Source organism: Providencia sp. SP181 (assembly GCF_050446505.1).
In the GTDB taxonomy this organism is placed as follows: domain Bacteria; phylum Pseudomonadota; class Gammaproteobacteria; order Enterobacterales; family Enterobacteriaceae; genus Providencia; species Providencia vermicola.
Genome location: NZ_JBBPXM010000004.1, coordinates 150,321 through 175,436 on the forward strand (window position 1 = coordinate 150,321; position 25,116 = coordinate 175,436).

The following is a 25,116-nucleotide window of genomic DNA, read 5'->3' on the forward strand; positions in this document are numbered from 1 at the left end:
CCTTCATTTTATTTAGATAACTAATTACTGTAATGCTGGTGTTACTGTATTAGGAGTCTCTTGCCCAAACCCTTTTAGACCAACAACATGTACGTGCTCATTATTACCAATCACTTTACGAACCAATTTATAGGTTGTCCCTTTTTCTGGACTAATATTCTCCGGCGCTGCAATAATCAATTGCATCTCTAGCCTATCACACAGCTCAAATAGCGTTGCTATTGACTTAGCATCTAAGCGTGCAGCCTCATCTAAGAATAATAAACGGCAAGGAATAATATCTTTAGCTCGTAAACGCCGTGACTCTTCTTCCCAACTTTGTACTACCATCACAAGAATTGACATCCCTGTTCCGATAGCTTCACCTGTTGATAACGCACCACTTTCTGCTTTTAACCAACCATCTGAGCCACGATTAACCTCTACATCTAACTCTAAATAGTTACGATAATCTAACAGCTCTTCCCCGATAGTTTGTGGTAAACGCTGCCCAACATCCACTTGTGGGTTCAGACGCTGATACAGTTTTGCCATAGCTTCAGAGAACGTTAAACGTTGGCTAGTAAATAAGTCTTGGTGCATCTCACTTTCTTCCGATAGCACGCTCAATAACAGTGCATGGCTTTCGCGAATATTGACGTTTAGACGTACCCCTTTAACCTGACCAAATGCCACAGCCTGTAACCCTTGGTTAAGCATACGGATGCGGTTTTGCTCACGTTGAATTGTTTTACGGATAATATTCGCCACACTTTTCGAACTAATGGCCAGTTTTTGCTCACGTGCTGTTAATTCTTCCGTTAAACGTGCAAGCTCAATTTCCATTTGTTCAATCGCATCAATCGGGTCATCAGTGCGAATGATATCTTGGCGAATACGCTCACGTAGGTGCTGATAAACGGCAATAAAGAACTGAATTTTACGCTCTGGGTGTTTTGGGTCTTCCGATAGACGTAAAACATCACGCAAATGCTCGTTATCTGACACAGCTAGACGTAGGGCCCCTAGCGCCTTATCCGACATTGAACGCAGGCTGTCACCATCGGTATATGCAAGTTCACGACGGTGTAAGCGGCGTTCAACACCGTTATCTTTCACCAAACGCATTACTGCACACCAACCCGCTTTCGCCGAAACGACTTGCTCACGCAGCTGGTAATAATCTTTTTCGAGTTTGCGTAGACGTTTTTGTAAGTTATCCATTTCAGCTTCACATAGTGTTAGCTGCTTTTCTAACTGATTAATACGACTACGATTTTCCATTACTCGTTGATGTAATTCATCACGACGAATCCGAGCCCGTTCTTGCGCATCTGGGTCGGCTTTAACACCGATTTCCTGCATTTCAGCTTCTAGCTCTTTCAGCATTTCTTGCTTCGTTTCAAAAGAGCTACGTAATGAAGCAAAAACTTGGTGATATTGAGCAGATTGAGCTTGGTGCTGACGTAATTGCTCACGAGCACGTGTACGTTCTGTTTCCGCTTGTTCTAAACGTTGGCGTAATTTTTCGTTTAAGTCGGCATTTTCATTGACCATACCTGTCGAGTCACTGTAACTAAAGTGAGCACGGCGCTGGACAACTTCAACCACAGCAAAGGCTTGCTGTTTCGCATTTTGCTGTGTGTGTTTTGCAGTATCATAATCTTTACGCAATTGGTCGTGCTGCTCAGGATCGCTGAGCAATACTGTCACAATCGGCTCTAATTTTTCTAACGCATGTCCATGTTTATTCAGGAAATGTGCCGCTTCTTCTGCTTCAATCAGCTCTTCGCTAATTTCTTCCGCTCTATCCGCCAAGGTTTCATCGAGCAGTAACCCCATTTGAGGTAAGAGGCGATTCAAAGAAGCTAAGCTTTCTTTACCTTGAGTAAACTGCTGGCGTTGCTGCGAAGTTTGTTCTTCATATTGGCTTAATGCACGTTCAAGTTCAGTACGCTTTTGATTTAATGTCCGAATTTCAGCTTCAGGATCACTTTCAAACGCCACGGAAATATGTTGGCCAATGAAGCGACTAAATGCTTGGTGTGCACGCTGAATTTTTTGCACATCAAAAGAGAGTGTCGCATAACGCTCTGCGAGTTCATCACGTTCTGCTGTGAGCGACTCTAAATGACTTTCACGCGCTGCACGGCCAAACAGTGGCAATTCAGGGTAGCGCGAATAACGCCATTGGCGCTCAGATGAACGTACTAAAACGGCATTTTCAAACTCTTGAGCATCAAAAACGCTATCATCGAAAGAAGATGGGTCTCCCTCAATGAAATACACATCATCTGGGCAATCTTGTAGTGAATCCAGCTGGCTACGAACCACATCAAGGTCTTGTACCACGATACCGTGGCGAGCTGGGCCGTATAGCGCTGAGAAATAAGCGGCATCTTCAATGGTAATATCATCATAGATTTCAGACAGTAAAACACCATTGAAACGCTCTGCCAGCGCTAACATGCGGCTGTCTTCTGCCCCACTTGGCTGGCTTAAACGCTCAATTTGTTTTTCAAGATCGCGACGCTGGGCTGCAACTTCATCACGTTCAACAGTAATTTCGCGCTCTTGTTCGAGCAATTGCTGCATAAACTCAGTAACAGCGGTACTTGAATCGAATGCCTCGCTCGATTGTTCGTTCAGTTGCGTTAACGCTTCTTGAGCAACAATCCACGCAGGAGCCTTCGCTGAAAGCTGAGCAATACGCTGACGAATTTGTTCAAGCTCTTGGCGCATTTGCATGCGTCGTTCACCACTTTCATTTACACCAACACTTAATTCTTCTTGCTGAGCTTCAAGCTCTGCCATTAAGGCATCGAGCTCATCGGGCTCATAGCTCTGTCCTTGGCGTTTACAAAACTCAGCGAGTAACCTTTCTGCATTTTGCTGGCTACTTAAACGCTGTTGTAATTCAGAGAGTTGCATACGTAAAGGTTGAACACGCTCAGCTAAATGTTGCTGGGATGACCAATCACGCAATAATGCACGCGCTTGTTGATAAGCATCACTGCGACTCACCTCACCCACCATGTTCTTAACGAGTTGATAGGCTTGCTCAAATTGGCTGTGTGCAGCATCTGCTACACTCATTTTTTGTTCAAGTGCCAATAAGGCTTCGGTTGCTTGCTGTTCCCGGGCCTCAAACGTGTCTAACCATTCATCTGCATTATCGATGGTTAATTCAGGTAATTGACATAGGTCACGTGCACGATTCAGCGCATGCAGTGCTTGTTGATATTGAATGGCGCGCGTTTGCTGTACATCAAGCGCTTGCTGGTAATCGGCGAGCTGATTTTTTAATTCATCAACCTCAACTTCCGCCGCTTCAGCACGTGCTTCAAATTCCTCTTGTGATTCTGTCGCTTGTGCAACAACTTCACTTTGTTCTTCAAGGCGATATGTCAGCTCTTCGATATCAGCTTGATAACGGTCGATTTTCTCTTGCTGGCGAAGGGCTGCTTGCACTAAGTTTAAGTGATCACTTGCTGCTTGGTAGTCCGCCTCTAACTCTGTTGACGAGCCATTTTGCTCATTTAATTCACGTGCCATTTCAACACTGCGAACTTGTTCAACACAGAGTTGTTTACGGCTAGCGTAGAGTTCATTACGTGCCGCCAATGCCGCATCAAGGTGAATGCGTCGTTCATTTGAGTGGCGCATGTAATCCGCAGAAACATAGTCTGTGGCTTGGCTAATCAGATGTTTGAATAAATCACGGTCTGATTGAGTAACGCGGATAGCTTCAAGGGTTAAACGGTTTTCCCGTAGTGCAGCCTCCATGTCTTGGAACGCTTTACGGACTCCGCTGTTTTCTGGTAATAAATAGTCACGTAATGAACGCGTGATTGCACTTGAAATCCCGCCATACAGCGAGGCTTCAATAAGACGGTAGTATTTACTACGATCCCCTGCTGAACGCAGGCGTTTAGGCAATACGCCTAATTCAAACAGAATCGAGTGGTAATCAGTTATCGAGTTGAATTGCTTGAATAAAATGCCATCTTGCTCTTCAAGTCTTTCTTTTAACTCATTTAATGGAATAACCTTGGCCTGACGCCCATCAATCACATCCGTTAAAATTTCGGTCGGTACAGTGGCAAGTGGCACACCTTGCACCATAAATGGCTTAATATCGACTTTTTTATCACGCCCAGCGACTTGTTGTAAGCGCACCCCGACCATGACACGCTGGTGTTTTGAGTTCAGCACATCCAAGATGGCATAACAGACACCCGGACGTAATTTACCGTGTAAGCCTTTATCACGGGAACCCGATGTCGCACCCGCCTCTGTGGTATTACGAAAATGCAGCAAGGTTAAATCAGGGATCATGGCGGTAATAAACGCCGCCATGGTCGTCGATTTACCTGCACCATTCCCCCCTGAGAGTGTAGTCACCAACTCATCAAGGTCAAAAGTACGAGCAAAAAAACCGTTCCAGTTCACCAGCGTCAGTGAGCGAAATTTTCCGCGTTCAATCATTATTCTTCATCCTCATCACTTTCTGCTGGGTCTTGGCTATCTTCGACTTCATCGTCATCACTGTCTTTGAGTGATAATTCACCATCGAGGGAAATAGCTTCACCATCACGGATCATACGTAATTGGGCATCTTGCGGATTATCACCACTGCGCACATCAGCACCAAAACGGAAAACCGATTCGCTAATAATGAATTTACTCGAATCATTTTGCAAAAAATGCACCATGCCTAAACGGCGTAAACGGTTTAGTGAGGTTCTTAGTTTTTCCTGCAATTTTTGTTTATCAAGGTCAGACCCTGTCGAGCGCTGATTAACAAATTTCAATAATTTGCTTTCATCTGCCAGCGATAGCAGCTCCTCAAATAACTCTTGTGAGGTAAAAATACCTTGGTTACTTAAGCGCTCTGGACTCAAATAGAGGTAACAAAGGATTTTCCCAACCATCATATCCAACTCAGACAATACGGAGCGTGGGATTAATGTGGTTGAGCGAGGACGCAGATAGAAAAAACCTTCTGGCGCACGGATTAACTCAACGTTATAACGTGCGTAAAATTGCTCTAACGCTTCCTGAAAATCCATCAAAAATGCGTGGTTATCAAGGTCATCAATGCTGATGTGACGACCTGAACGCAATTGGCTGTCTAGCTCTGGAAAAATAGGGTTAGCTAATGCTTGAGCCAGCTTAACTGGCATAAATTGTTCAATATTTGTCGATGACATGTGCCTGTACCTTGGCTCCGTGATCATTAATAGCTTGCCATTCTGCCGGTAATCCCGCCAAATCAGCCTCTGCGATACCTAATCTTACAGCTTGATCAATAATAATTCGCGCCACATCAAAATGACGTTTTTGCGGATACTGCTGCAAGTAATCATGTAATACACGACCAACATCTAATGGACGCTGCTCTGTTTTATAGAACGCGAGTTCTGCTTCCATTAGTTCTGCAAGCCTATCATTTAATTCGCTAAATTCTTCAAATTCCAGTTCTGATGGTAACTCACCTGTGACTTCTTCATCATGCAAGGCAAGTTCTTCGTCTCGCATGTCGAATAATCGGTCAGCATTGGTGTAAGTGAGTGCCCAAGGGCTGTCGAGATAATGTTGAACGGATTGACGTAACCGCTGAGAAAATATGCGATTTTTATCCATATCAATCGCAGTACGGATAAATTTATGAACATGACGATCATAGCCAATCCAAAGATCAATGGATTGTTGCCCCCAGCTCACAATACGGTCTAATTTATTTTGCAAATCAAAAACTAACCTATCAACCATATCTGAAAATATAGGCGCATTCATGTTCGCTTCTTGAATACGTAGCAAGTTAGCTTGTAGTTTATCCCCTGCGGCCTCTAACGTATCTTGCAATTCTCTCAGAGTTCCTGAGGTTTCTGACAATAATTGTTCGCAGTTGGCAATCGCCGCTTGCCAGTCTTGGTTTAGCAGTGCTGCAATATCTTCTTTTACGGAATTTTGTTGCTCATCCATTATTCGCTGGGATAAATCAATGCTATCAAAGATTTCAGCTACAGAATATTTTAGCGGAGCAAAAACATAACGATGCCAATAAAACTCATCACCGCCCTCTTCGGCAGCTTCTGCCGCACGTTGCAATTCCCCTGCAACGATAGAAAGCTGCATCGAAAGCCGTAACGTTGAAAATTCACGTTGGCGAATATAGTAATCACTAATACCAATGCCTAATGGTGTCAAACGATAAATTGCATTACCTTCGACAATATCACTTGCAAAGCGGTTAAATATTTTCTGGCGTACCATATCATTGATGGCATTATTTGCGCGTACCGCCAGTGACTCTGTCGTTTGTTCAAACCCTTTGCAAACCTCACGGAAGGCATCGACCAATTCCACTTCGCTCATCTCACCATTCACCCGCTCACTATTCAGTACAGCAACGGCAAGTAAAAATGCTAAACGTTCAGCGGGAAGTGAAATTGCAAAATCATTTTTTCGTGCCCAAGACACGAGCTCAGGGACGGTCTGGGAAAAATCACTCATAAATCGTCCTTTTGTATTTGTTTGCGTGCCATGACATGAATGTAGCGCCCCATGCTGATATACGGTTCCTCACGGCAATATTGTTGTTCAAGCGCCAACAACGCAGGAAAATCTTTTTGCTGTAACTGCCGACTTTGCAAATAATCATGGAAAACCCGGACACCGCTTTTCCCTAAGATATCCATCTTACACTCTGCTAACCACTCATCAACTTGCTGAGGAAATAGCGGTTTTTGCGGTGACAACGAACGTTTACGCCGACGTTGGATATGCGGTGTTGCAAGATGAAAATTACCTAAAATCGCATTACGCATAACCAAGCCATTTGCATTATAGAACATGACAGAAAATACGCCTTCTGGTCTGATTATATCTGCCAGCTGTTCAATTGCATATTTTTGATCGCTAATCCATTCAAGAACCGCGTGAAAAAGAACAAGGTCAACTGGTTCATCAACATATTGTGCAATATCTTGTACTGCACAATGGACAAACTGCATGTTACCAATAATTCCCTCTTCTTTGGCTAACTCACGAGCACGTTCCAACATCTCTTCGGATAAATCGCAAAGTATGATTTGATGACCTAATGCCGCTAATTTGCGCGAAAAATGGCCTTCTCCGCCACCTGCATCAAGGATCCGTAGCGTTTTTCCCTTAAACTGGGTCTCTAATAGTTGAGTTAAGTCTTGCCAAACCACCGCTTCACGTATTTTGCCTTTGGTCGTTCCGTAGATATTTTTTGCAAATTTATCGACAATATCATCAAAGTTGCGGTCTGCCATGTGCTATCCAGTTGCCTATCATTCGTCATTTACAGCATATTTATGGGTCAATTTGTCGCAAAAACATTCAAAATTAGCCAATTTCATCCATATTTTGATGAAAATTTATCTAATCATGAATATTATCACTGAGTATTGTGCTTATCACACAAGATGTTGGCGACAATTGAAACGTAAATTATAACAGATAATAGCTATATTTTTGCATAGTAGTTTTTTTTGCTCAGCGAATTTCATTTTGGCATTATTAACGCTAATTTTCGTTGTCTTATGTAGCAAATTTGCCAGACTCATACCGAGTATTGGCAGTGGTTAGTCCCCTAAATATAGGCTTGATTATGTTATTTTTCTTAAAGAAGTACATTGGCTCACTTTTGATGCCATTGCCACTATTGCTCATCATTGGGGCTATCGGGCTGCTTTTACTGTGGTTTACTCGCTGGCAAAAATGGGGGAAAAGCTTAACAACCGCGAGCTTAGTGTTAATAGCGCTACTTGGTTTACAACCCGTTTCAGATAGCTTGCTCGCCCCTATTGAGGGTAAATACAATAAACGCTATGAATTAATCACAGAAAACCCACCAAATGATATCAAGTACATCGTAGTCTTAGGCGGTGGTTTTACCTATAACCCTGATTGGAGCCCAAGCGCCAATTTATTAAATAACAGCCTGCCAAGGGTCACCGAAGGCGTGCGTTTATATCTTAAACACCCTGGGAGCAAACTGATATTCACAGGCGGAAAAGCCAACAGCACGATGAGCAGTGCCGAAGTTGCAGCTAACGTAGCACAGTCATTGGGTGTTCCTGAGTCAGATACAATCCCACTCACTGACCCCAAAGATACACAAGAAGAGGCTTACGAGGTTGAGAAAATCATTGGTAAAGCGCCATTTTTACTTGTGACATCCGCTAACCATCTGCCAAGGGCTATTACAATGTTCACCGATAGAGGTATGCAGCCTTATCCAGCCCCTGCAAATCAATTAGCCATTAGCAGTGGTATTAATCCATGGGAAAAATATATTCCTTCATCCTATTACTTCAGCCATAGCGAGCGAGCTTGGTACGAGTTTATTGGCACGATTTGGTGGCATATAAAGCCTGACAATACTCAAGCCTTGGAAGAATCACTCAGCACACCTGAGTTAGTTGTTTCCGAATAAAAACAAAAAGGCGTAACTCATTAAGGTTACGCCTTTTTTATCGCATCATGCCATTGGTAAAAGCGAATAAATACCTATGATAAGAATTGTTTTCTCACCAACTCTAGGTCTTCTGGTGTATCAACACCTGCCCCCGGTGTCACTTTTGCAACGTCCACATGAATTTTTTCGCCATACCAAAGCACTCTAAGTTGCTCAAGCATTTCGATTTTCTCTAGCGGGCTCGCTTCCCAATGAATATAACGGCGAATAAAGCCTGCACGATAAGCATAGATACCAATATGGCGTAAGAAAAAATCACCTATCGAATCATGGTTTTTCGCAAAATTGTCTCTATCCCAAGGGATCGTTGCACGGGAAAAGTACAATGCATACCCTTCATGATCTGTCACCACTTTCACTGCATTTGGGTTGAAAGCTTCATGTGCATCATGAATTGGTACAGCTAGAGTGCCCATATTCGCTTTACTGCCTTGAAGGTTATGAGCAACTTGGCTAATAATTTCAGGCGGAATTAACGGCTCATCACCCTGTACATTCACAATGATTTCATCATCAGAGAAGCCATATGTATCAATAACTTCAGCTAATCTTTCTGTACCTGATTGGTGATCAGGGTTAGTCATACACGCTTCGCCACCCGCAGCAATGACCGCATTCGCCACATCTTGGTGGTCTGTTGCGACAATCACTCGGTCTGCACCTGATTTAATGGCTTGCTCCATCACTCGAACAACCATCGGTTTACCATGGATATCAGCCAGCGGCTTGCCAGGTAAACGGGTTGATGCATAACGCGCAGGAATAATAACCGTAAACATGGCGATTATTGTCCTTCATCTAATGAGACTTGGCGCGCTTCGTTTTCGAGTAAAACGGGGATGCCATCTCGAATGGGATAGGCCAGATGATCAAACTTACAGATAAGTTCGAGGTGTTCTTTGTTGTAACTTAATTTGCCATGGCAAACAGGGCAGGCAATGATTTCAAGTAAACGGTGATCCATGTTTTCTCCCGAATGGATTTGACTCACTTAGAGTCAGGATATCACATGCAGATATCACCGTTAACTTTAATCTTTCTGATTAAGATCGCCTGCGAAGATGAGAGGATGAAAGCAGGAGAAATTGTGCTGTTTTTATTTAGTAAGCAATAACGTCAGCAGCCGTTATGCCATCGGAACTACGAGTTAAGGAAAACTCAACGTTTTGACCTTCAAACAATGATTTAATTTTTTTATTAGCAATTGATTTTGTTGTCACAAATACATCATCTCCACCATTAAAAGGTGAAATAAAACCGTAACCTTCTTTTGCGTCAAACCATTTAACTCGACCCATATGTAATTGAAAATTCATATTAAAACTCCTTTTGTTCTAAGAACAATACCTTTTTATTTTTGTATCATTACTCTTTCTTGCTTCCCATTTATATATTGCCGATCTATTAATACATTAAAGAGTAATTAAACTTTTACCAATTCATGCACTAAATTAATGTGCATCTTTTATAACGCCCGCAAATGTAGATTTCAGGCACCACGCATCTACTGTGAAGTTAACAGTCTATTTTGACATTATGATGACAAAACTAAGTAACAACGATTTAACAGCGTTGATGTGCGAGGATATGAAGACTAACTAAAGAACGGAGCGTGAAATTAAGCTAGTATAAAATCCAATTATTACTGTATTGTATCTAGATACATAATAATTAGACCTATATCACAGTGGCGATATTATTATCATAGTGAAGTGTTAGTGGCAAGCATTTTTGTTATTTGTGATAAGTTTTTTTATTTCACTTAGGATTTTTTGCTCACCATTGGATGATAATTGCGCCTTTACAGGTAAAAACCACCAATTTGGCTGTGCAAATGAGCGGCATTTAATGGCATCTTTTTCAGTCATCAGTAAGCTTTGGGTAGGTTTAACAAGAGCAGCAAGTTGTTTTTGCTCATAATCTTGGTGGTCAGCAAAAGCGTGGGTATTCATCAACGTAAGCCCTTTATGCTCTAAAGAGGCAAAAAAACGAGGCGGATGCCCAATTCCAGCCATTGCAACTACTGATTGAAGCTGGTTAACAGGCTGATTTTCTGAAGTCACAATATTAACCGCAGTGTCACCTTCTAGGGTCATCAATACTTCACGCCCCTCTGGCTGTCCACCATTGACAATTAATGCATTCACACTATTTAAACGCCCCGCTCGTTCTCTCATGGGCCCAGCAGGTAGCCACCACCCATTACCGAAACGACGCTGACCATCAATCACAACGATTTCATAATCACGTTGCAATGCATAATGCTGCAAACCATCATCAGTGATGACCACATCCAATTCGTGCACGGCCAGAAGTGCTTTGACTGCATCACTACGTTTAGGGGCTACTGCAACGGGGGCTTTAGTACGATGGTAAATTAGAACAGGCTCATCACCAGCAGCTGTTGTTGGCGTATTTTCATCAAGAACAAGTGGGTAACTCTCTGCTTTTCCACCATAACCACGAGACACCACCCCCACTCGATAGCCTTCTTTTACCAGCGACTCAACCAACCAGATTACCACTGGCGTTTTGCCATTACCTCCAGCTGTGAGGTTTCCCACCACAACCACAGGTATTGGTGCTTTCCAAGAGCGACTTAGTCCGACTTTATAAGCTGCATGGCGTATTATTGCTATCAATCCATAAAGAAAAGATAACGGCAATAGTAATACATACAGCCATGATTTGCCGGACCAAATACGTTCTATCATTGTTTAAATTGAATACTATGTAATTGAGAATAAGCCCCATTTTGCGCTAGCAACGATGTATGTGTTCCACGCTCAATGATATGACCATCTTGTACAACTAAAATTTCATCTGCATTTTCAATTGTTGATAACCGGTGCGCTATTACCAATGATGTTCTATTTTTCTGTAACTCATCAAGTGCAGCTTGGATTGCACGTTCTGATTCTGTATCAAGTGCTGATGTCGCCTCATCAAGGATCAAAATTGGTGCATCACGTAATAAAGCACGTGCAATTGCAATACGCTGGCGTTGTCCACCTGAAAGCATGACACCGTTTTCACCAATAACGGTATCTAACCCTTTATCAAGCTTAGCAATAAAGTCCATGGCATAAGCCATTTCAGCCGCTTTTTCAATTTGCTCACGGCTATAGCTTCCATCCGTTGCATAAGCAATATTGTTCGCTATCGTATCGTTAAAAAGGTAAACATGTTGCGATACAAGAGCAACTTGGCTACGCAATGATGACAGTGTGTAATCACGAATATCATGGCCATCAATTTGGATAGAACCTTTATCAATGTCATAAAAGCGCGTGATTAGGTTGGCAATTGTCGATTTACCAGAGCCTGAACGTCCAACTAACGCAACGGATTTTCCTGCTGGCAAAGTAAAAGAAATATCATCTAATGCAGGATGATCTTTTGTTGCATAAGTAAAAGTTACATTCTCAAATTTGATATTACCCTTCACATCCTTGAGAACTTTAGTCCCTTCATCTTTTTCTTGTTCGGAATCTAAGATAGCAAACAACGTTTGGCAAGCTGCCATTCCACGCTGAAATTGCGCGTTGACGTTCGTTAATGATTTTAACGGGCGCATCAATGCAAACATAGATGAGAAAACAACGGCAATAGTACCAGAGGTGAGTTCATCGCGAATATCAGGAAAACTTGCTGCATACAAAACGAATGCAAGGGCAAATGAGGCAATCAGCTGCACAATGGGGTCTGAAATTGCCGACGCGGTCACCATCTTCATATTTTGGCGGCGCATATTATTACTAACTTTATAAAAACGCTCAGTTTCAACTTTTTGACCACCAAAAATTAAAACTTCTTTGTGCCCTTTTAGCATTTGTTCCGCACTTGCAGTGACATGCCCCATACCTGTTTGCATATTTTTACTGATCTTACGAAAACGCTTAGAAACAATTCGGATAGTAATGGACACGATAGGCGCGATAACAATCAAAATGAGTGATAATTGCCAGCTATAGTAAAACATCATCGTAAATAAGCCGATGATATAAGCACTTTCACGGATAATTGTAATTAATGCACCTGAAGATGAAGACGCAACCTGTTCTGAATCATAGGTAATTCGAGATAAAAGCGTTCCCGTGGATTGTTGGTCGAAAAAACTCACTGGCATTCCCATCATATGGCCAAAAAGTTTACGGCGCATATTCATCACAACTTTACCTGCAACCCAAGAAACACAATAAGTTGAGACAAAACTAGAACCACCACGGACAACCATTAAACCTAATACGGCGAGTGGGAGCCATTTTAATACATCGTTATCGGCTTTATCGAAACCTTCATCCAATAAAGGTTTTAATAACGAAATCATAAACGCATCGCCAGCAGCGTTTATAATAAGAGCAATTGCTGCAACAATTAAGCCCGCTTTAAAAGGCGCAATAATCGGCCATAAGCGGCGAAAAGTTTGTTTTGTCGAAAGGTCTTTATCATTCATACTTTTAATTACCAGACTTAATGTAAGCGCACTATTCTACTCGGGAAACAGCGGTAAGCCAAACCACAGATGATACCAACGTGGAGAAATTTCATCGCGGTAGCTACGTGCACTGATATTTTCTTTGTTAAACCATAATGTTAACTGCCCTTTCTCTGCAGTATTTAACCAATGGATATTATTTTTTTTGTACCTTTGATAGACCTTTTCCGACGGAATTTTCCATGCGCTATACCTTGCCGATGAAACGAGAACCATTTCAGGTTGAACATTTCTTAACAATAAGTTAGTTGATGATGTTTGGCTTCCATGATGAGGCGCAAACAAAATAGAAGAATGGAGGCTATGTTTATAAGTTTCAACTAATTTTTCTTCTCCCTTCTTTTCAATATCTCCAGTCAATAAGATTTTATGGTATCCATCTGTAAACTGTATAACACATGAATCATTATTATGAGAAATAGCGGATAATTTTTCTGGCCACAAAACTTCAAACATCAACTTTCCCCATTGCCATTTTTGTCCTTTAACGCAAGGTAGATTCATCATCTTTTTAAACTTATTCGATTTCTTTTGCTTAGATTTAGCTAAATGAATTCCAAAACTACTTCGTAAATTCAACCACGGATATTCCTTAATTAAGTCACTGACCCCTCCAGTATGATCCAAATGATTGTGGCTTAAAATAATTCCCATCGGTATTATATTTCTTTGTTTTAAAAAAGGAATTATTTGCCTTTTGGCATTGCTATGCCCTTTCCAAGAGTTTCCAGTATCATATAGGTAAGCTAAATTATTTTGCTCAATAATAACAGCTAAGCCATGCCCAATATCGAGTAATGTCATACTCCAGTCATGCACTGGCTTTTTATCGTTGCTCCGCTCTACTAAAATCAAAACCACAATGCACCCAATAAGAGAAAAATACGTTTTATACCACCTAAATAGGCATATTAGCGCTATAGACCAGCAAATAAATAATAGGTAATAGGGTATATGAAAAAGATCTATCCAATAGCGGCTAAAAAAAGGTAGCGGAAGCAATCCAAAATCAATGACTCTATCTATAAAACCAAAAATTAAATTTTGTAATGTTAGATTTGGTATTAAAAAAATAGCCAATATTGCGGGTACTACTCCCCAAGATATCAATGGAACAAACCATAAATTAGCAAATATGCTCATGACATTAACACCATTAAATACAATTACTTGCATTGGTATTAATAAAATCAATAACCCAACCTGTAAATGAACTAAACCTATGACTTTGCCAATAACTTTCGTTTGAATTAGATGTGCAGGTAATGGAAAAACGGTCAACCAATACAAAATAGCTAAAACAGCAAAACTCGATAACCAAAAGCTATCTGATAAAATAGCAAGTGGGTCAAATAGTAAAATGCCTGCAATACTCCAAAGCGCCCACTGCCAAGAAAAGAATAATGATGGGCTGTTTCGAATATAGACCCATAAAATCAGTGAAAACAATGCCCTAGTCGCTGGAATTGCAAAGCCAGAGATCCATGAATACAAAAATGCTAATACTAATCCCAATACAATAGGGAGAACCTGATTCATAAAACGAATGGGAAGCACATATTGTATGCCTCTGGCTATAAGAATCCCTAAATAGTAAGCCAACCCAATATGCAAGCCTGAAATCGCCATTAAATGAGTTAAACCAGTCTGCTGTAATAAACGCGAGTGTTTTTCAGACAATAATGTTCTTTCTCCAAACATTAATCCATAAATAATCCCTACATTTCTTAAGATACTAAGTGGCTCTATAAAATTATTGATTATTTTTTGCCTTATGGAGCATTCAGGATCCAATACCATATTTTCTTTATTCTTTAGTATACCAACAACCCGTTGCGCTAATTGATGCCGTTGTTGATCGAAACTACCTTCATTCAAAGAGTTATGTAAAGGCTTTAGTTTGCTATTAATTCGCCATGATTGCCCTGCACATATAATTTCTTTACTTTTCCATATTGCATAAAGCGGTGGGTAAATTACTTTATTATTAACCTTATCAATTTTAACTTTTAGTTTTTGTTCTTTATTTTCAGTTGATAAGCTGGTGACTGTTATATCCAGATAATGATATCTTTCAGATAAAAAATTTATATTACTATTTATATTATTACCATGCCAATTTCCCCATAGAAAGAAAACCATTACTAACAAAACTAATTTTAGAGTTTTATTCACAAAACGTATAAATAATAAAAAAACAGAAGAAAACAAAATAAAAATTGAATCATCAATATTTAAAAGATTAGGTATAAATAACAAAGGTAATACCCCACCGATAACAGCGAATGATACCAATGTTAAGGATAATTTTGTGTCTTTATATTTCCATATCCTATTATTGTTTTGAAAGTTTTTCATTGTAATTTTATTTTTTATCTATTTTTAAACCTTATACCTAACTTAGCCTTTATTGGTTTAACTTTTAATTCATAAATACAACGTTAGAACGAACTTCCCAAAAGCATTTAATAAAGAATATTAATTACAAAATTTTTGCGAAGCGCTTCGCAGTCATACGTAGTTAAATACTATTTTTGTTTTCATACGATTATTTTCGCTTATTCTAAAAATAGTGTTGGTGTTGGTGTTGGTGTTGGTGTTGGTGTTGGTGTTGGTGTTGGTGTTGGTGTTGGTGTTGGTGTTGGTGTTGGTGTTGGTGTTGGTGTTGGTGTTGGTGTTGGTGTTGGTCAGGATATAAAAAAACAGCGCCATGTTAAACACAAGCGCTGTTTGATGTAATAATTAAGATTTACAGTCTATTATTGACCGTAAATATTTACACGATCACGCAACTCTTTACCTGGCTTGAAGTGGGGAACATATTTACCTTCCAGTTCCACTTTGTCACCTGTTTTTGGGTTACGGCCAACTCGTGGTGCACGGTAGTGAAGAGAAAAACTGCCGAAACCACGGACTTCAATACGCTCACCGCTAGCTAACGTATCAGCCATATGCTCAAGAATTTCCTTTACAGCTTCCTCAACGGTTTTTGCTGAAAGATGAGATTGCTGGCTAGCCAGTCTTTCAATTAACTCAGACTTGGTCATAGTACCTCCCTAAACTACCGCTACAAAGGGGCAACATTACCGTTGCCCCCACTTAATTATTCGCCTTTAGCTGCTTTGAAAGCTTCAGCCATAGCGTTATTGCCGAATGCTGTATCTTCTTGCTTGTTCACAGCTGCAACAGCGTCTTTCTCATCAGCTTCGTCTTTAGCGCGAACAGACAGGTTGATTACACGGTTTTTACGATCAACACCAGTGTATTTAGCTTCAACATCATCACCAACGTTCAGAACCAGAGTTGCATCTTCAACACGGTCACGTGAAGCTTCTGATGCACGCAGGTAACCTTCAACGCCCAGAGTCAGCTCAACAGTTGCACCTTTAGCATCAACCGCGATAACTTTACCAGTTACGATTGCGCCTTTCTTAGTTGCTGCTAAGTAGTTATTGAATGGATCTTCAGCTAACTGTTTAACACCTAAAGAAATACGCTCACGCTCTGCGTCGACTTGCAGAACAACAGCTGCGATTTCGTCACCTTTTTTGTATTCACGAACTGCTTCTTCGCCTGCAACGTTCCAGGAGATGTCAGACAGGTGAACCAGGCCATCGATGCCGCCGTCCAGTCCGATGAAGATACCGAAGTCAGTAATAGACTTGATTTTACCTTCAACGCGGTCGCCTTTGTTGTGAGTTTCTGCAAATTGCTGCCATGGGTTAGATTTGCATTGTTTCAGGCCCAGTGAGATACGACGACGTTCTTCATCGATATCCAGAACCATAACTTCAACAACATCACCAACGTTAACAACTTTAGATGGGTGGATGTTTTTATTAGTCCAATCCATTTCTGAAACGTGAACCAGACCTTCAACGCCTTCTTCGATTTCAACGAAGCAACCGTAGTCAGTTAGGTTAGTAACGCGACCAGTCAGTTTAGTACCTTCTGGATAACGTTTAGCGATTGCGACCCAAGGATCTTCGCCCAGTTGTTTCAGACCCAGAGAAACACGAGTGCGCTCACGGTCGAATTTCAGAACTTTAACATTGATTTCATCACCAACGTTGACGATTTCGCTTGGGTGTTTAACACGTTTCCAAGCCATGTCAGTGATATGCAGCAGGCCGTCAACACCGCCCAGATCAACGAATGCACCATAGTCAGTAAGGTTCTTAACGATACCTTTAACTTCCATGCCTTCTTGCAGGTTTTCCAGCAGTTGATCGCGCTCAGCGCTGCTTTCAGATTCAATTACAGCACGACGAGAAACAACAACGTTGTTGCGTTTCTGATCCAGCTTGATTACTTTGAACTCAAGCTCTTTGCCTTCCAAGTGAGTAGTATCACGAACTGGGCGTACATCTACCAGTGAACCTGGTAAGAACGCACGAATGCCATTCAGTTCAACAGTGAAACCACCTTTAACTTTACCGTTGATAACACCAGTTACAGTTTCAGCTTCTTCGTAAGCTTTTTCCAGCATCAGCCATGCTTCATGACGTTTCGCTTTCTCACGAGACAGGATAGTTTCACCGAAACCATCTTCTACTGCATCCAGAGCCACATCGATTTCGTCGCCAACTTGGATTTCTAGCTCACCCTGAGCATTTTTGAACTGTTCTACTGGGATAGCAGATTCTGATTTAAGACCTGCGTCAACCAGGACTACGTCTTTGTCGATGGCAACAACAGTACCACGGACGATAGAACCAGGACGAGTTTCAATATTCTGCAGGGATTCTTCAAAGAGTTGAGCAAAAGATTCAGTCATATTAATGATCTTCAAGAGTTTTTAATTAACGTCCACTTAGCTTCCCGCCAAATGGGGTTGTTTCACATACCCGACAACGTTCCATGTCGTAAGGTTAATGCTATGCTAATAAAATAACCAACATAGCGGTAAGTGCGTATATTATCTAATTATAAGCTAAAATAAAGCCTATTATCACGATAATTGTAGAATTTTTTTTGCGTAGGTGCGTGCTTTTTCAATAACTTCCTCAATAGACATACTTGTGGAATCCAGCACTAATGCGTCTTTCGCGGCAACAAGAGGCGCAACGGAACGGTTACGATCACGAAAATCACGCTCCTCTATTTCGCTTAAAAGACGTTCAAAATTAACATCAAAGCCCTTTTCTTGCAACTGCTTCATGCGCCGATGTGCGCGTTCTTCCGCTGAGGCGTCAAGGAAAATTTTCACTGGTGCGTCAGGAAACACAACAGTTCCCATGTCACGACCATCTGCAATTAAACCTGGCATCGTGCGAAATGCGCGCTGACGTCTTAATAATGCTTCTCTAACACGAGGAAATGTCGCGGTTTGTGAGGCTGTATTACCAACAGTTTCTGTTCTGATCTGATTGGAAACGTCTTCCCCTTCTAAGATCACTTTTAATACATTTTCTTCAGGAACAAAACGAACATCTAAATTTGCAGCCAAAGGCACTAATGCATCTTCTGATTGGATATCAACATGATGATGCAGTGCAGCCAATGCCAGTACACGGTAAATTGCACCTGAGTCTAAAAGTTGCCATCCAAAATCATTTGCCAATGCTTGGCAAAGGGTGCCTTTACCTGCTCCGCTAGGTCCATCAACCGTGATTACAGGGGCGATTGCCACCATAAAAAATCTCCTTTCCTGCAAATAGCCTTGGCTACCTACAATTGAATTCAGTGAAGGTATTATACCAATTCATCAATTTTGTGAAATAAGCAGGTTCTGATGATTGCAATAAAATAAGAGAAAGTTGATTTCTATGCGGAATGAAAAAGGTTGATATTTATACTTTGCTATCAACCCTTTTCATCGGGTGATTAACTTAATCGAGCTAACTGTTCAAAATAGTCGGGGAAAGTTTTTGCTGTACAACCTGGATCTAAGATAGTTACTGCTGTATCTGAGAGTGCAACTAAAGAAAAGCACATCGCAATACGATGGTCATTATACGTTTCAATTTCAGCATGCTGTAATTTTTTCGGCGGTATCACTCGAATATAATCGTGCCCTTCTTCTACTTCTGCACCCACTTTACGTAGCTCAGTTGCCATCGCATATAACCGGTCAGTTTCTTTTACACGCCAATTATAAATATTGCGAATAACCGTTTCACCTTCGGCAAATAATGCAACAGTACCAATTGTCATTGCGGCATCAGGGATAGCATTCATGTCCATGTCAATCCCTGTTAATGTTCCACGTTCACATTCAACAAAATCATCCCCCCAGCGAATGGTTGCACCCATTTTTTCAAGCACGTTTGCAAACTTAGTGTCACCTTGCAAACTGTTACGGCCAATACCTGTGACGCGTACAGTGCCGCCTTTAATCGCCGCTGCCGCTAAGAAATAAGAAGCAGAAGATGCATCACCTTCGACCAAATATTCACCTGGTGATTGATATTGCTGCTGGCCTTTAATGATAAAGTTCTGGTATTGATTATTTTCGACTTCAACACCAAAGGTTTTCATCAACGCTAATGTTATATCAATATACGGCTTAGAGACTAACTCTCCAATAATTGAAATGGTCGTGTCTTGCTCAGATCGAGGGGCTGCCATTAATAACGCAGTTAAAAACTGGCTTGAAACTGAGCCATCAACCGAAATTTTCCCACCGACAAAACCACCTTTCAGGCGAATTGGGGGGTAATTTTCTTGCTCTAAATATTCAATGACAGCACCTCCTTCTCTTAGCGAATCCACTAAGTGACCAATTGGGCGCTCTTTCATACGAGGTTCGCCTGTGAGCACAATGTCATTGTGGCTCAATGACAAAGCAGCGGTTAGTGGGCGCATTGCTGTTCCCGCATTTCCTAAAAATATTTCTAGCACATCAGGGTGAGATAAATTCCCCCCCAAACCTTCCACTCGACAACGTGTTTTATCTTCAGAAAGTTGATAATTCACACCTAGCAAGCTTAATGCATTCAGCATATGGCGAATATCATCACTGTCTAATAAGTTAGTGAGTGTGGTCGTTCCTTTGGCCATGGCAGCTAATAACAGTGCACGATTTGAGACACTTTTTGACCCTGGCAAGTTGATGGTGCCGTTAATTGAAGAGATAGGTTGTAATGTCAGGGATTGCATAAAAAGCAGTTTCTCCAGTGAAGTTGGCAAGTAAATAAAATTTGACCCTATTTTCTTTTTAATCGAATCGTGAGGGCACAAATAACCGACTGAACATCCTATTTCAGTCGGTAAATCTCATTATTGAGCGTGATGGCGTTCGAAATCAGCCATAAAATCAACCAATGCCTGCACACCATCTAATGGCATCGCATTATAGATAGACGCACGCATACCACCAGCCACTTTATGGCCTTTTAGTGAAAGTAGCCCTTGGTCTTTTGCCTCTTCGATAAATTTGGCATCTAACGCAGGGTTTTGCATTTGGAATGGTATGTTCATCCAAGAACGGTTTTCTACCGCAACGCGGTTGATATAAAACTGGCTATCATCAATCGCATTATAGAGTAACTGTGATTTTTCATAATTGCGTTTTGCCATTTCTTGCAAACCGCCTTGCGCTTTCAGCCATTTGAAAACCATACCCGCTAAATACCACGCAAATGTTGGTGGGGTATTAAACATCGAATCGTGCTTTGCTAATACTGTGTAATCAAATACTGACGGCGTTTGCGGTGATGCTTTACCTAATAAATCTTCACGAATAATGACAATAGTTAGCCCCGCAGGCCCAATATTTTTTTGAGCGCCTGCGTAAATCACGCCATATCGACTAACGTCGATAGGTTTAGAAAGGATGGAAGATGAGTAATCCGCAACAATAATTTTATCTTCGGGGAAATCAGGTTCTTCATGGATTGCTAAGCCACCAATCGTTTCATTAGGGCAATAATGTACATAGGCCGCATCATCACTTAAAGGCCACTCGCTCATAGGTTTTAAGCTTGCAACGCCATCTTTTTCTTCTGTAATGTTGATGACGTTCGGCTTGCAGTATTTTTCAGCTTCTTTCGCTGCTGATTCTGACCAATAACCACTAACAATATAATCTGCAGTTGTTTTGCCCCCTAATAAATTCATTGGCAAAGTAGCAAAATGAGCGCGGGCTCCACCATGACAGAATAGTACTTTATAGTTATCTGGAATATTTAATAAGTCACGTAAGTTTTGTTCTGCTTCGGACGCCACTTCAATAAAGTCTTTTCCACGATGGCTGACTTCCATTACCGAAACACCTAAGCCTTTCCAATTACAAAATTCTTGTTCAGCACGACGCATCACTTCGACAGGTAGCATTGCTGGACCTGCACTGAAATTATAAACCTGACTCATTGACCTCACCCTATCTTCAATTATCGTTAGCAAAATTCACACAGATGCTTAAAGTTGTACCATTGTGAGCCTTTAGCTGCAACGGTTATTGTCGCGCGATAATGAAAAGTTATAGGGGAATTTGGGGCAGAATAAAGAAAAGAATTTTGTTAATCTCGTCACACTCTCAACAACCCTAATTTTATGAAGAGATTAACGATAAAAAACAGATAATATCCCGAACTGCTACCGAAAGTAACAATGCGGGATATTCAAACGAAGGGATTGATTAACTGATCACTTTACTCACAATTTCGATGGCTTCCTTTTCAATGAGGCGAAGGTGCTCTTCACCACGGAAACTTTCACAATAAATTTTGTAAGCTTCTTCTGTTCCTGAAGGCCTTGCGGCAAACCAGCCATAATCCGTCATAATTTTTAACCCACCAATGGATGCGCCATTACCTGGAGCCGTCGTTAAGCGCTGGGTAATTTTATCCCCTGCTAACATATCAGCTGCAACCATTTCTGGAGATAATTTACTCAGCTTAGCTTTTTCTTCGTGTGTGGCTTTGGCCTGAATGCGATTATAAATTGGGGCTCCGAATTTCTTGGCCAATTTATTATAACGCTGCTGCGGGTTTTCGCCTGTAACCGCTGTGATTTCAGCTGCTAACAAGCACAGGATAATACCGTCTTTATCTGTTGACCAAGGCGTACCATCGAATTTAAGGAATGATGCACCCGCGCTTTCTTCACCACCGAAACCCAGTTTCCCACTAAATAAGCCATCAACAAACCATTTAAACCCGACAGGCACTTCAACCAGTTCACGACCAATGTCGTTAACAACGCGGTCAATCATCGCACTGGAAACCAGTGTTTTGCCAACAGCGACCTCTTTCCCCCATTGCGGGCGATGTTGAAATAAATAGTCAATCGCAACGGCAAGATAATGATTAGGGTTCATTAGACCATCTGGTGTCACAATGCCGTGTCTGTCATAATCGGGATCATTAGCAAATGCTAAATCAAACTTCTCTTTCATCCCTAATAAGCCCGCCATTGCCCAACTAGATGAGCAATCCATACGGATAACACCATCATGGTCAAGAGGCATAAAACGAAAGGTTTGATCTAATTGGTCATTAACAATCTCGATATCTAGTTGATAATATTCTGCAATTTTTTTCCAATATTCAATGCCTGAGCCGCCTAATGGGTCAACACCTATTTTCAGCCCTGACTTCGCAATTGCCGCCATATCAACAACTTCACCAAGCGCAACCACATAAGGCATGATCAAATCTTGTGCTGTAACGTATTCACTTGCCATTGCAACATCAAAATTTAAACGTTTAACACCAACGAGGTTATCTACCAATAATTGATTGGCATGTTTTTCAATGACTGATGTTAAATCAGTATCAGCTGGGCCACCATTAGCTGGATTGTATTTGATCCCACCATCTTCTGGTGGATTGTGAGATGGCGTGATGACAATGCCATCCGCTATATCAGTATGAGACTGGTTATAACTTAAAATTGCATGAGAGACCGCAGGTGTTGGCGTAAAGCCGTTATTCTCCTGAACAATCACATGAACTTGATTCGCTGCTAATACCTCAACCACTGTAATGAACGCCGCTTCAGACAATGCATGTGTATCTTTACCAACATAACAAGGCCCCGTAACACCTTGTTGTTTACGTAAATCTGCAATAGCCTGCGCAATTGCTAATATGTGATTTTCATTGAAATTCTTGCGTAACGAACTACCGCGATGGCCAGAAGTACCAAATTTAACAGCGTGTGAAGCATTTCCTGGCTGAGGCTGCTGCGTATAATATTGAGCGGTTAATTGAGCGACATTGATCAAGTCACTTTGAAACGGAAGCTGCCCTGCACGTTCATGTATTGTCACTTGTTTTCTCCCAAAGCACTGATGCTTGGTTATCAACATCAGTGAAATTCAGTTATTAAATTGTATTACTCACTTTTTCAATCACATTGGCTGGAAATTGCATTTCCTGCATGATGGCATCAACCATACTGCGTTTGCGATTCGTGTTTGTATTCGTTATCACCCAGTAAGGCGTACCTGGGATATGACGAGGTTTAGATTGTTTACCTGCAGCAAGCAATGTTTGCTCATCACCCGCAAAATAAACACGAGTACGACCATGCATGAGCTCAGTTGCGCTGGCAAAACGTTTTGCATCTAAACTGTACAGTGTTGATAAAATCAACATAAAGCGGTCGATAGCTTTGCTTTTTTCAGCATAAGCATCAGACAATAATAATTCTCGAACGACTCTAACTGGATTTTGTGCCACCACAGGTGTACTCGCTGCGGGTTCGACCTTAACCACCGGTTGTGCCTGACTAATCTCTTTAACTGGTACTGGCTGCCCGGATTTGAAATTTAACATACGGCGCAAGATATCCGATGCACTTTCACCGATATGCTGTGTATGGCTCGCAATATAGCGGTAAAGCTCTTCATCAACTTCTATCGTTTTCATTTTTTCCCAGTACTTATTTAACTAAAATTTGCGGTGTGATTATAAGACAGTTTTAAAAAAAACAAAACAATTAAAATTTCAATAACTTAAAGTAAACATTCTGCTAAGTTTGATGATATTTCAGTGTGTTATCGTTCTATCGCTTTAGGTCTTTTTAATCCGTAGTCATATTCAATTTTCTGAATTTAACTTCTTACGCCTGCTATTCTATTGACCTAGCCAATAACCTTAATATTTAAGATGCTTATTCGAATATTTGGATTTTCTTTATAGCCATGACATGATAAGTGTCTCACTTCCCTAATTTTTGATAAGAAAAATATGACTCTGTTACTCAACCATACTATTCATAAACCCGAAAATCCACTGAGCAATATCCCTGTCGTTCTTATTCATGGATTGTTTGGCGACCTCAATAATTTGGGTGTACTTGGTCGCGACCTTCAACACTATTTCGATACTGTTCAAATTGATGTTCGCAACCATGGCGATTCTTTTCGTGCTGAGCAGATGTCTTACCAACAAATGGCACAAGATGTTATTACTCTTATCAAATCATTAGGTTATGAAAGTGCGATTTTAATCGGTCACTCTATGGGTGGTAAAATTGCTATGGCAGCAACTGAAATTGCCCCTGATTTTATTGAAAAAATTGTCGCCATTGATATTGCTCCAGTTGCATACAAAGTGCGCCGTCACGATAAAATTTTTGCAGCACTAGATGCAGTGACCACTGAGCAAGCAAAAAATCGCCAAGATGCCGCTGCTATTATGCGAGACGAAATAAACGAGGAAGGTGTTATCCAGTTTTTACTTAAATCCTTTAAACAAGGGGAATGGAAGTTTAATATTCCTGCACTTAAAGCGAATTATGAAAAAATTATTGGGTGGGAAACCGTGCCAACATGGGATAAACCAGTCTTATTGATCCCCGGCGGTAATTCACCTTATGTACAGGCAGAGTATAAAGATGAGATTGCAAAGCAATTCCCAAACGCAAAGGCATGGGTTGTTGCAGATACAGGGCATTGGGTGCACGCAGAAAAACCCGACCATGTATTAAGAGCTATCCACCGTTTTTTATCTATTTCTCATTAATTCCTTTCTTTATAAAGATATTGAAAAGTAGCACTATATTTCAATATCTTTATCTTAGTTATTCACCATAATAATTTAACTTTGAATAAAAGAATAAGACAAACTTCAATACACAGGCAATATTAAAGCCTGTATTATCTTATTAAATTAAATACAAAATATGGCCATAGTTTAGCTTTGTTTTATATATTCAAAGGAATGATCAATTCAAA

20 protein-coding genes are annotated in these 25,116 nt (G+C 41.0%); 3 read left to right on the forward strand and 17 right to left on the reverse strand.

Annotated features, from left to right (window positions below):
* Window positions 1-24: 24 nt before the first annotated feature.
* Genes mukB through cmoM form a run of 4 tightly spaced genes read right to left on the reverse strand, consistent with a single transcriptional unit; the run spans window position 25 to window position 7,283 of the window.
* On the reverse strand, window positions 25-4,467 hold the full coding sequence (gene mukB / locus AABS66_RS08520; protein WP_430224773.1) for a chromosome partition protein MukB: 4,443 nt from the start codon (window positions 4,465-4,467) through the stop codon (window positions 25-27).
* Window positions 4,467-5,192, reverse strand: coding sequence for a chromosome partition protein MukE (gene mukE, locus AABS66_RS08525; RefSeq protein ID WP_272538756.1), 726 nt, complete (start codon window positions 5,190-5,192; stop codon window positions 4,467-4,469). Before mukE ends, mukB begins: the two co-directional genes overlap by 1 nt.
* Window positions 5,173-6,498 carry a chromosome partition protein MukF gene (gene mukF, locus AABS66_RS08530; protein ID WP_206086650.1) on the reverse strand — a complete coding sequence of 442 codons (1,326 nt, stop codon included), beginning with the start codon at window positions 6,496-6,498 and terminating at the stop codon, window positions 5,173-5,175. The genes mukE and mukF overlap by 20 nt, the downstream gene beginning before the upstream one ends.
* Window positions 6,495-7,283 (reverse strand): tRNA uridine 5-oxyacetic acid(34) methyltransferase CmoM, encoded by a 789-nt coding sequence (gene cmoM, locus AABS66_RS08535; protein ID WP_206086649.1) that lies wholly within the window; start codon window positions 7,281-7,283, stop codon window positions 6,495-6,497. The genes mukF and cmoM overlap by 4 nt, the downstream gene beginning before the upstream one ends.
* Before the next feature lie 338 nt (window positions 7,284-7,621).
* Between cmoM and elyC the strand changes: the two genes are divergently transcribed.
* Entirely contained in the window at window positions 7,622-8,449 is an 828-nt protein-coding gene (elyC, locus tag AABS66_RS08540; protein WP_206086648.1) for an envelope biogenesis factor ElyC, read from the forward strand.
* Between the two features lie 74 nt (window positions 8,450-8,523).
* Here the strand turns inward: elyC and kdsB are convergent, their stop codons facing one another.
* The 6 genes from kdsB to AABS66_RS08570 form a co-directional block, all read right to left on the reverse strand.
* Window positions 8,524-9,270 (reverse strand): 3-deoxy-manno-octulosonate cytidylyltransferase, encoded by a 747-nt coding sequence (gene kdsB, locus AABS66_RS08545; RefSeq protein ID WP_206086647.1) that lies wholly within the window; start codon window positions 9,268-9,270, stop codon window positions 8,524-8,526.
* Window positions 9,271-9,275: 5 nt separating this feature from the next.
* Complete coding sequence (locus AABS66_RS08550; RefSeq protein ID WP_206086646.1) at window positions 9,276-9,455, reverse strand: Trm112 family protein; 180 nt, start codon at window positions 9,453-9,455, stop codon at window positions 9,276-9,278.
* Window positions 9,456-9,591: 136 nt separating this feature from the next.
* Window positions 9,592-9,807, reverse strand: coding sequence for a cold-shock protein (locus AABS66_RS08555; RefSeq protein ID WP_206086645.1), 216 nt, complete (start codon window positions 9,805-9,807; stop codon window positions 9,592-9,594).
* 399 nt (window positions 9,808-10,206) lie between these two features.
* Window positions 10,207-11,205 carry a tetraacyldisaccharide 4'-kinase gene (gene lpxK, locus AABS66_RS08560; RefSeq protein WP_206086644.1) on the reverse strand — a complete coding sequence of 333 codons (999 nt, stop codon included), beginning with the start codon at window positions 11,203-11,205 and terminating at the stop codon, window positions 10,207-10,209.
* Entirely contained in the window at window positions 11,202-12,947 is a 1,746-nt protein-coding gene (msbA, locus tag AABS66_RS08565) for a lipid A ABC transporter ATP-binding protein/permease MsbA (protein WP_206086643.1), read from the reverse strand. Before msbA ends, lpxK begins: the two co-directional genes overlap by 4 nt.
* A gap of 36 nt (window positions 12,948-12,983) precedes the next feature.
* Window positions 12,984-15,347 carry a DNA internalization-related competence protein ComEC/Rec2 gene (locus tag AABS66_RS08570; protein ID WP_430224774.1) on the reverse strand — a complete coding sequence of 788 codons (2,364 nt, stop codon included), beginning with the start codon at window positions 15,345-15,347 and terminating at the stop codon, window positions 12,984-12,986.
* 135 nt (window positions 15,348-15,482) lie between these two features.
* Here AABS66_RS08570 and AABS66_RS08575 point away from each other — a divergent pair, with 135 nt between their 5' ends.
* Entirely contained in the window at window positions 15,483-15,728 is a 246-nt protein-coding gene (locus tag AABS66_RS08575) for a hypothetical protein (protein ID WP_206086641.1), read from the forward strand.
* 20 nt (window positions 15,729-15,748) lie between these two features.
* On the opposite strand, the gene ihfB is transcribed toward AABS66_RS08575, so the two are convergent.
* The 7 genes from ihfB to seqA form a co-directional block, all read right to left on the reverse strand.
* Entirely contained in the window at window positions 15,749-16,036 is a 288-nt protein-coding gene (gene ihfB / locus AABS66_RS08580; protein ID WP_006813582.1) for an integration host factor subunit beta, read from the reverse strand.
* A 56-nt stretch (window positions 16,037-16,092) separates the two neighbouring features.
* Complete coding sequence (gene rpsA / locus AABS66_RS08585; RefSeq protein WP_004909559.1) at window positions 16,093-17,766, reverse strand: 30S ribosomal protein S1; 1,674 nt, start codon at window positions 17,764-17,766, stop codon at window positions 16,093-16,095.
* 174 nt (window positions 17,767-17,940) lie between these two features.
* Window positions 17,941-18,624: a (d)CMP kinase gene (gene cmk / locus AABS66_RS08590; RefSeq protein ID WP_047756742.1), complete on the reverse strand. Its 684-nt coding sequence runs from the start codon at window positions 18,622-18,624 to the stop codon at window positions 17,941-17,943.
* Between the two features lie 191 nt (window positions 18,625-18,815).
* Window positions 18,816-20,090 carry a 3-phosphoshikimate 1-carboxyvinyltransferase gene (aroA, locus tag AABS66_RS08595; protein ID WP_206086640.1) on the reverse strand — a complete coding sequence of 425 codons (1,275 nt, stop codon included), beginning with the start codon at window positions 20,088-20,090 and terminating at the stop codon, window positions 18,816-18,818.
* Window positions 20,091-20,210: 120 nt separating this feature from the next.
* Window positions 20,211-21,302 (reverse strand): 3-phosphoserine/phosphohydroxythreonine transaminase, encoded by a 1,092-nt coding sequence (gene serC / locus AABS66_RS08600; protein ID WP_206086639.1) that lies wholly within the window; start codon window positions 21,300-21,302, stop codon window positions 20,211-20,213.
* Between the two features lie 268 nt (window positions 21,303-21,570).
* On the reverse strand, window positions 21,571-23,205 hold the full coding sequence (pgm, locus tag AABS66_RS08605) for a phosphoglucomutase (alpha-D-glucose-1,6-bisphosphate-dependent) (protein WP_206086638.1): 1,635 nt from the start codon (window positions 23,203-23,205) through the stop codon (window positions 21,571-21,573).
* Between the two features lie 55 nt (window positions 23,206-23,260).
* Window positions 23,261-23,806, reverse strand: a complete 546-nt coding sequence (gene seqA, locus AABS66_RS08610) for a replication initiation negative regulator SeqA (protein ID WP_206086637.1) — start codon at window positions 23,804-23,806, stop codon at window positions 23,261-23,263.
* Window positions 23,807-24,127: 321 nt separating this feature from the next.
* Here seqA and ybfF point away from each other — a divergent pair, with 321 nt between their 5' ends.
* The gene (ybfF, locus tag AABS66_RS08615) at window positions 24,128-24,904 is read left to right on the forward strand and encodes an esterase (protein WP_430224775.1); all 777 of its coding nucleotides are present in this window, start codon (window positions 24,128-24,130) and stop codon (window positions 24,902-24,904) included.
* Window positions 24,905-25,116 lie beyond the last annotated feature (212 nt).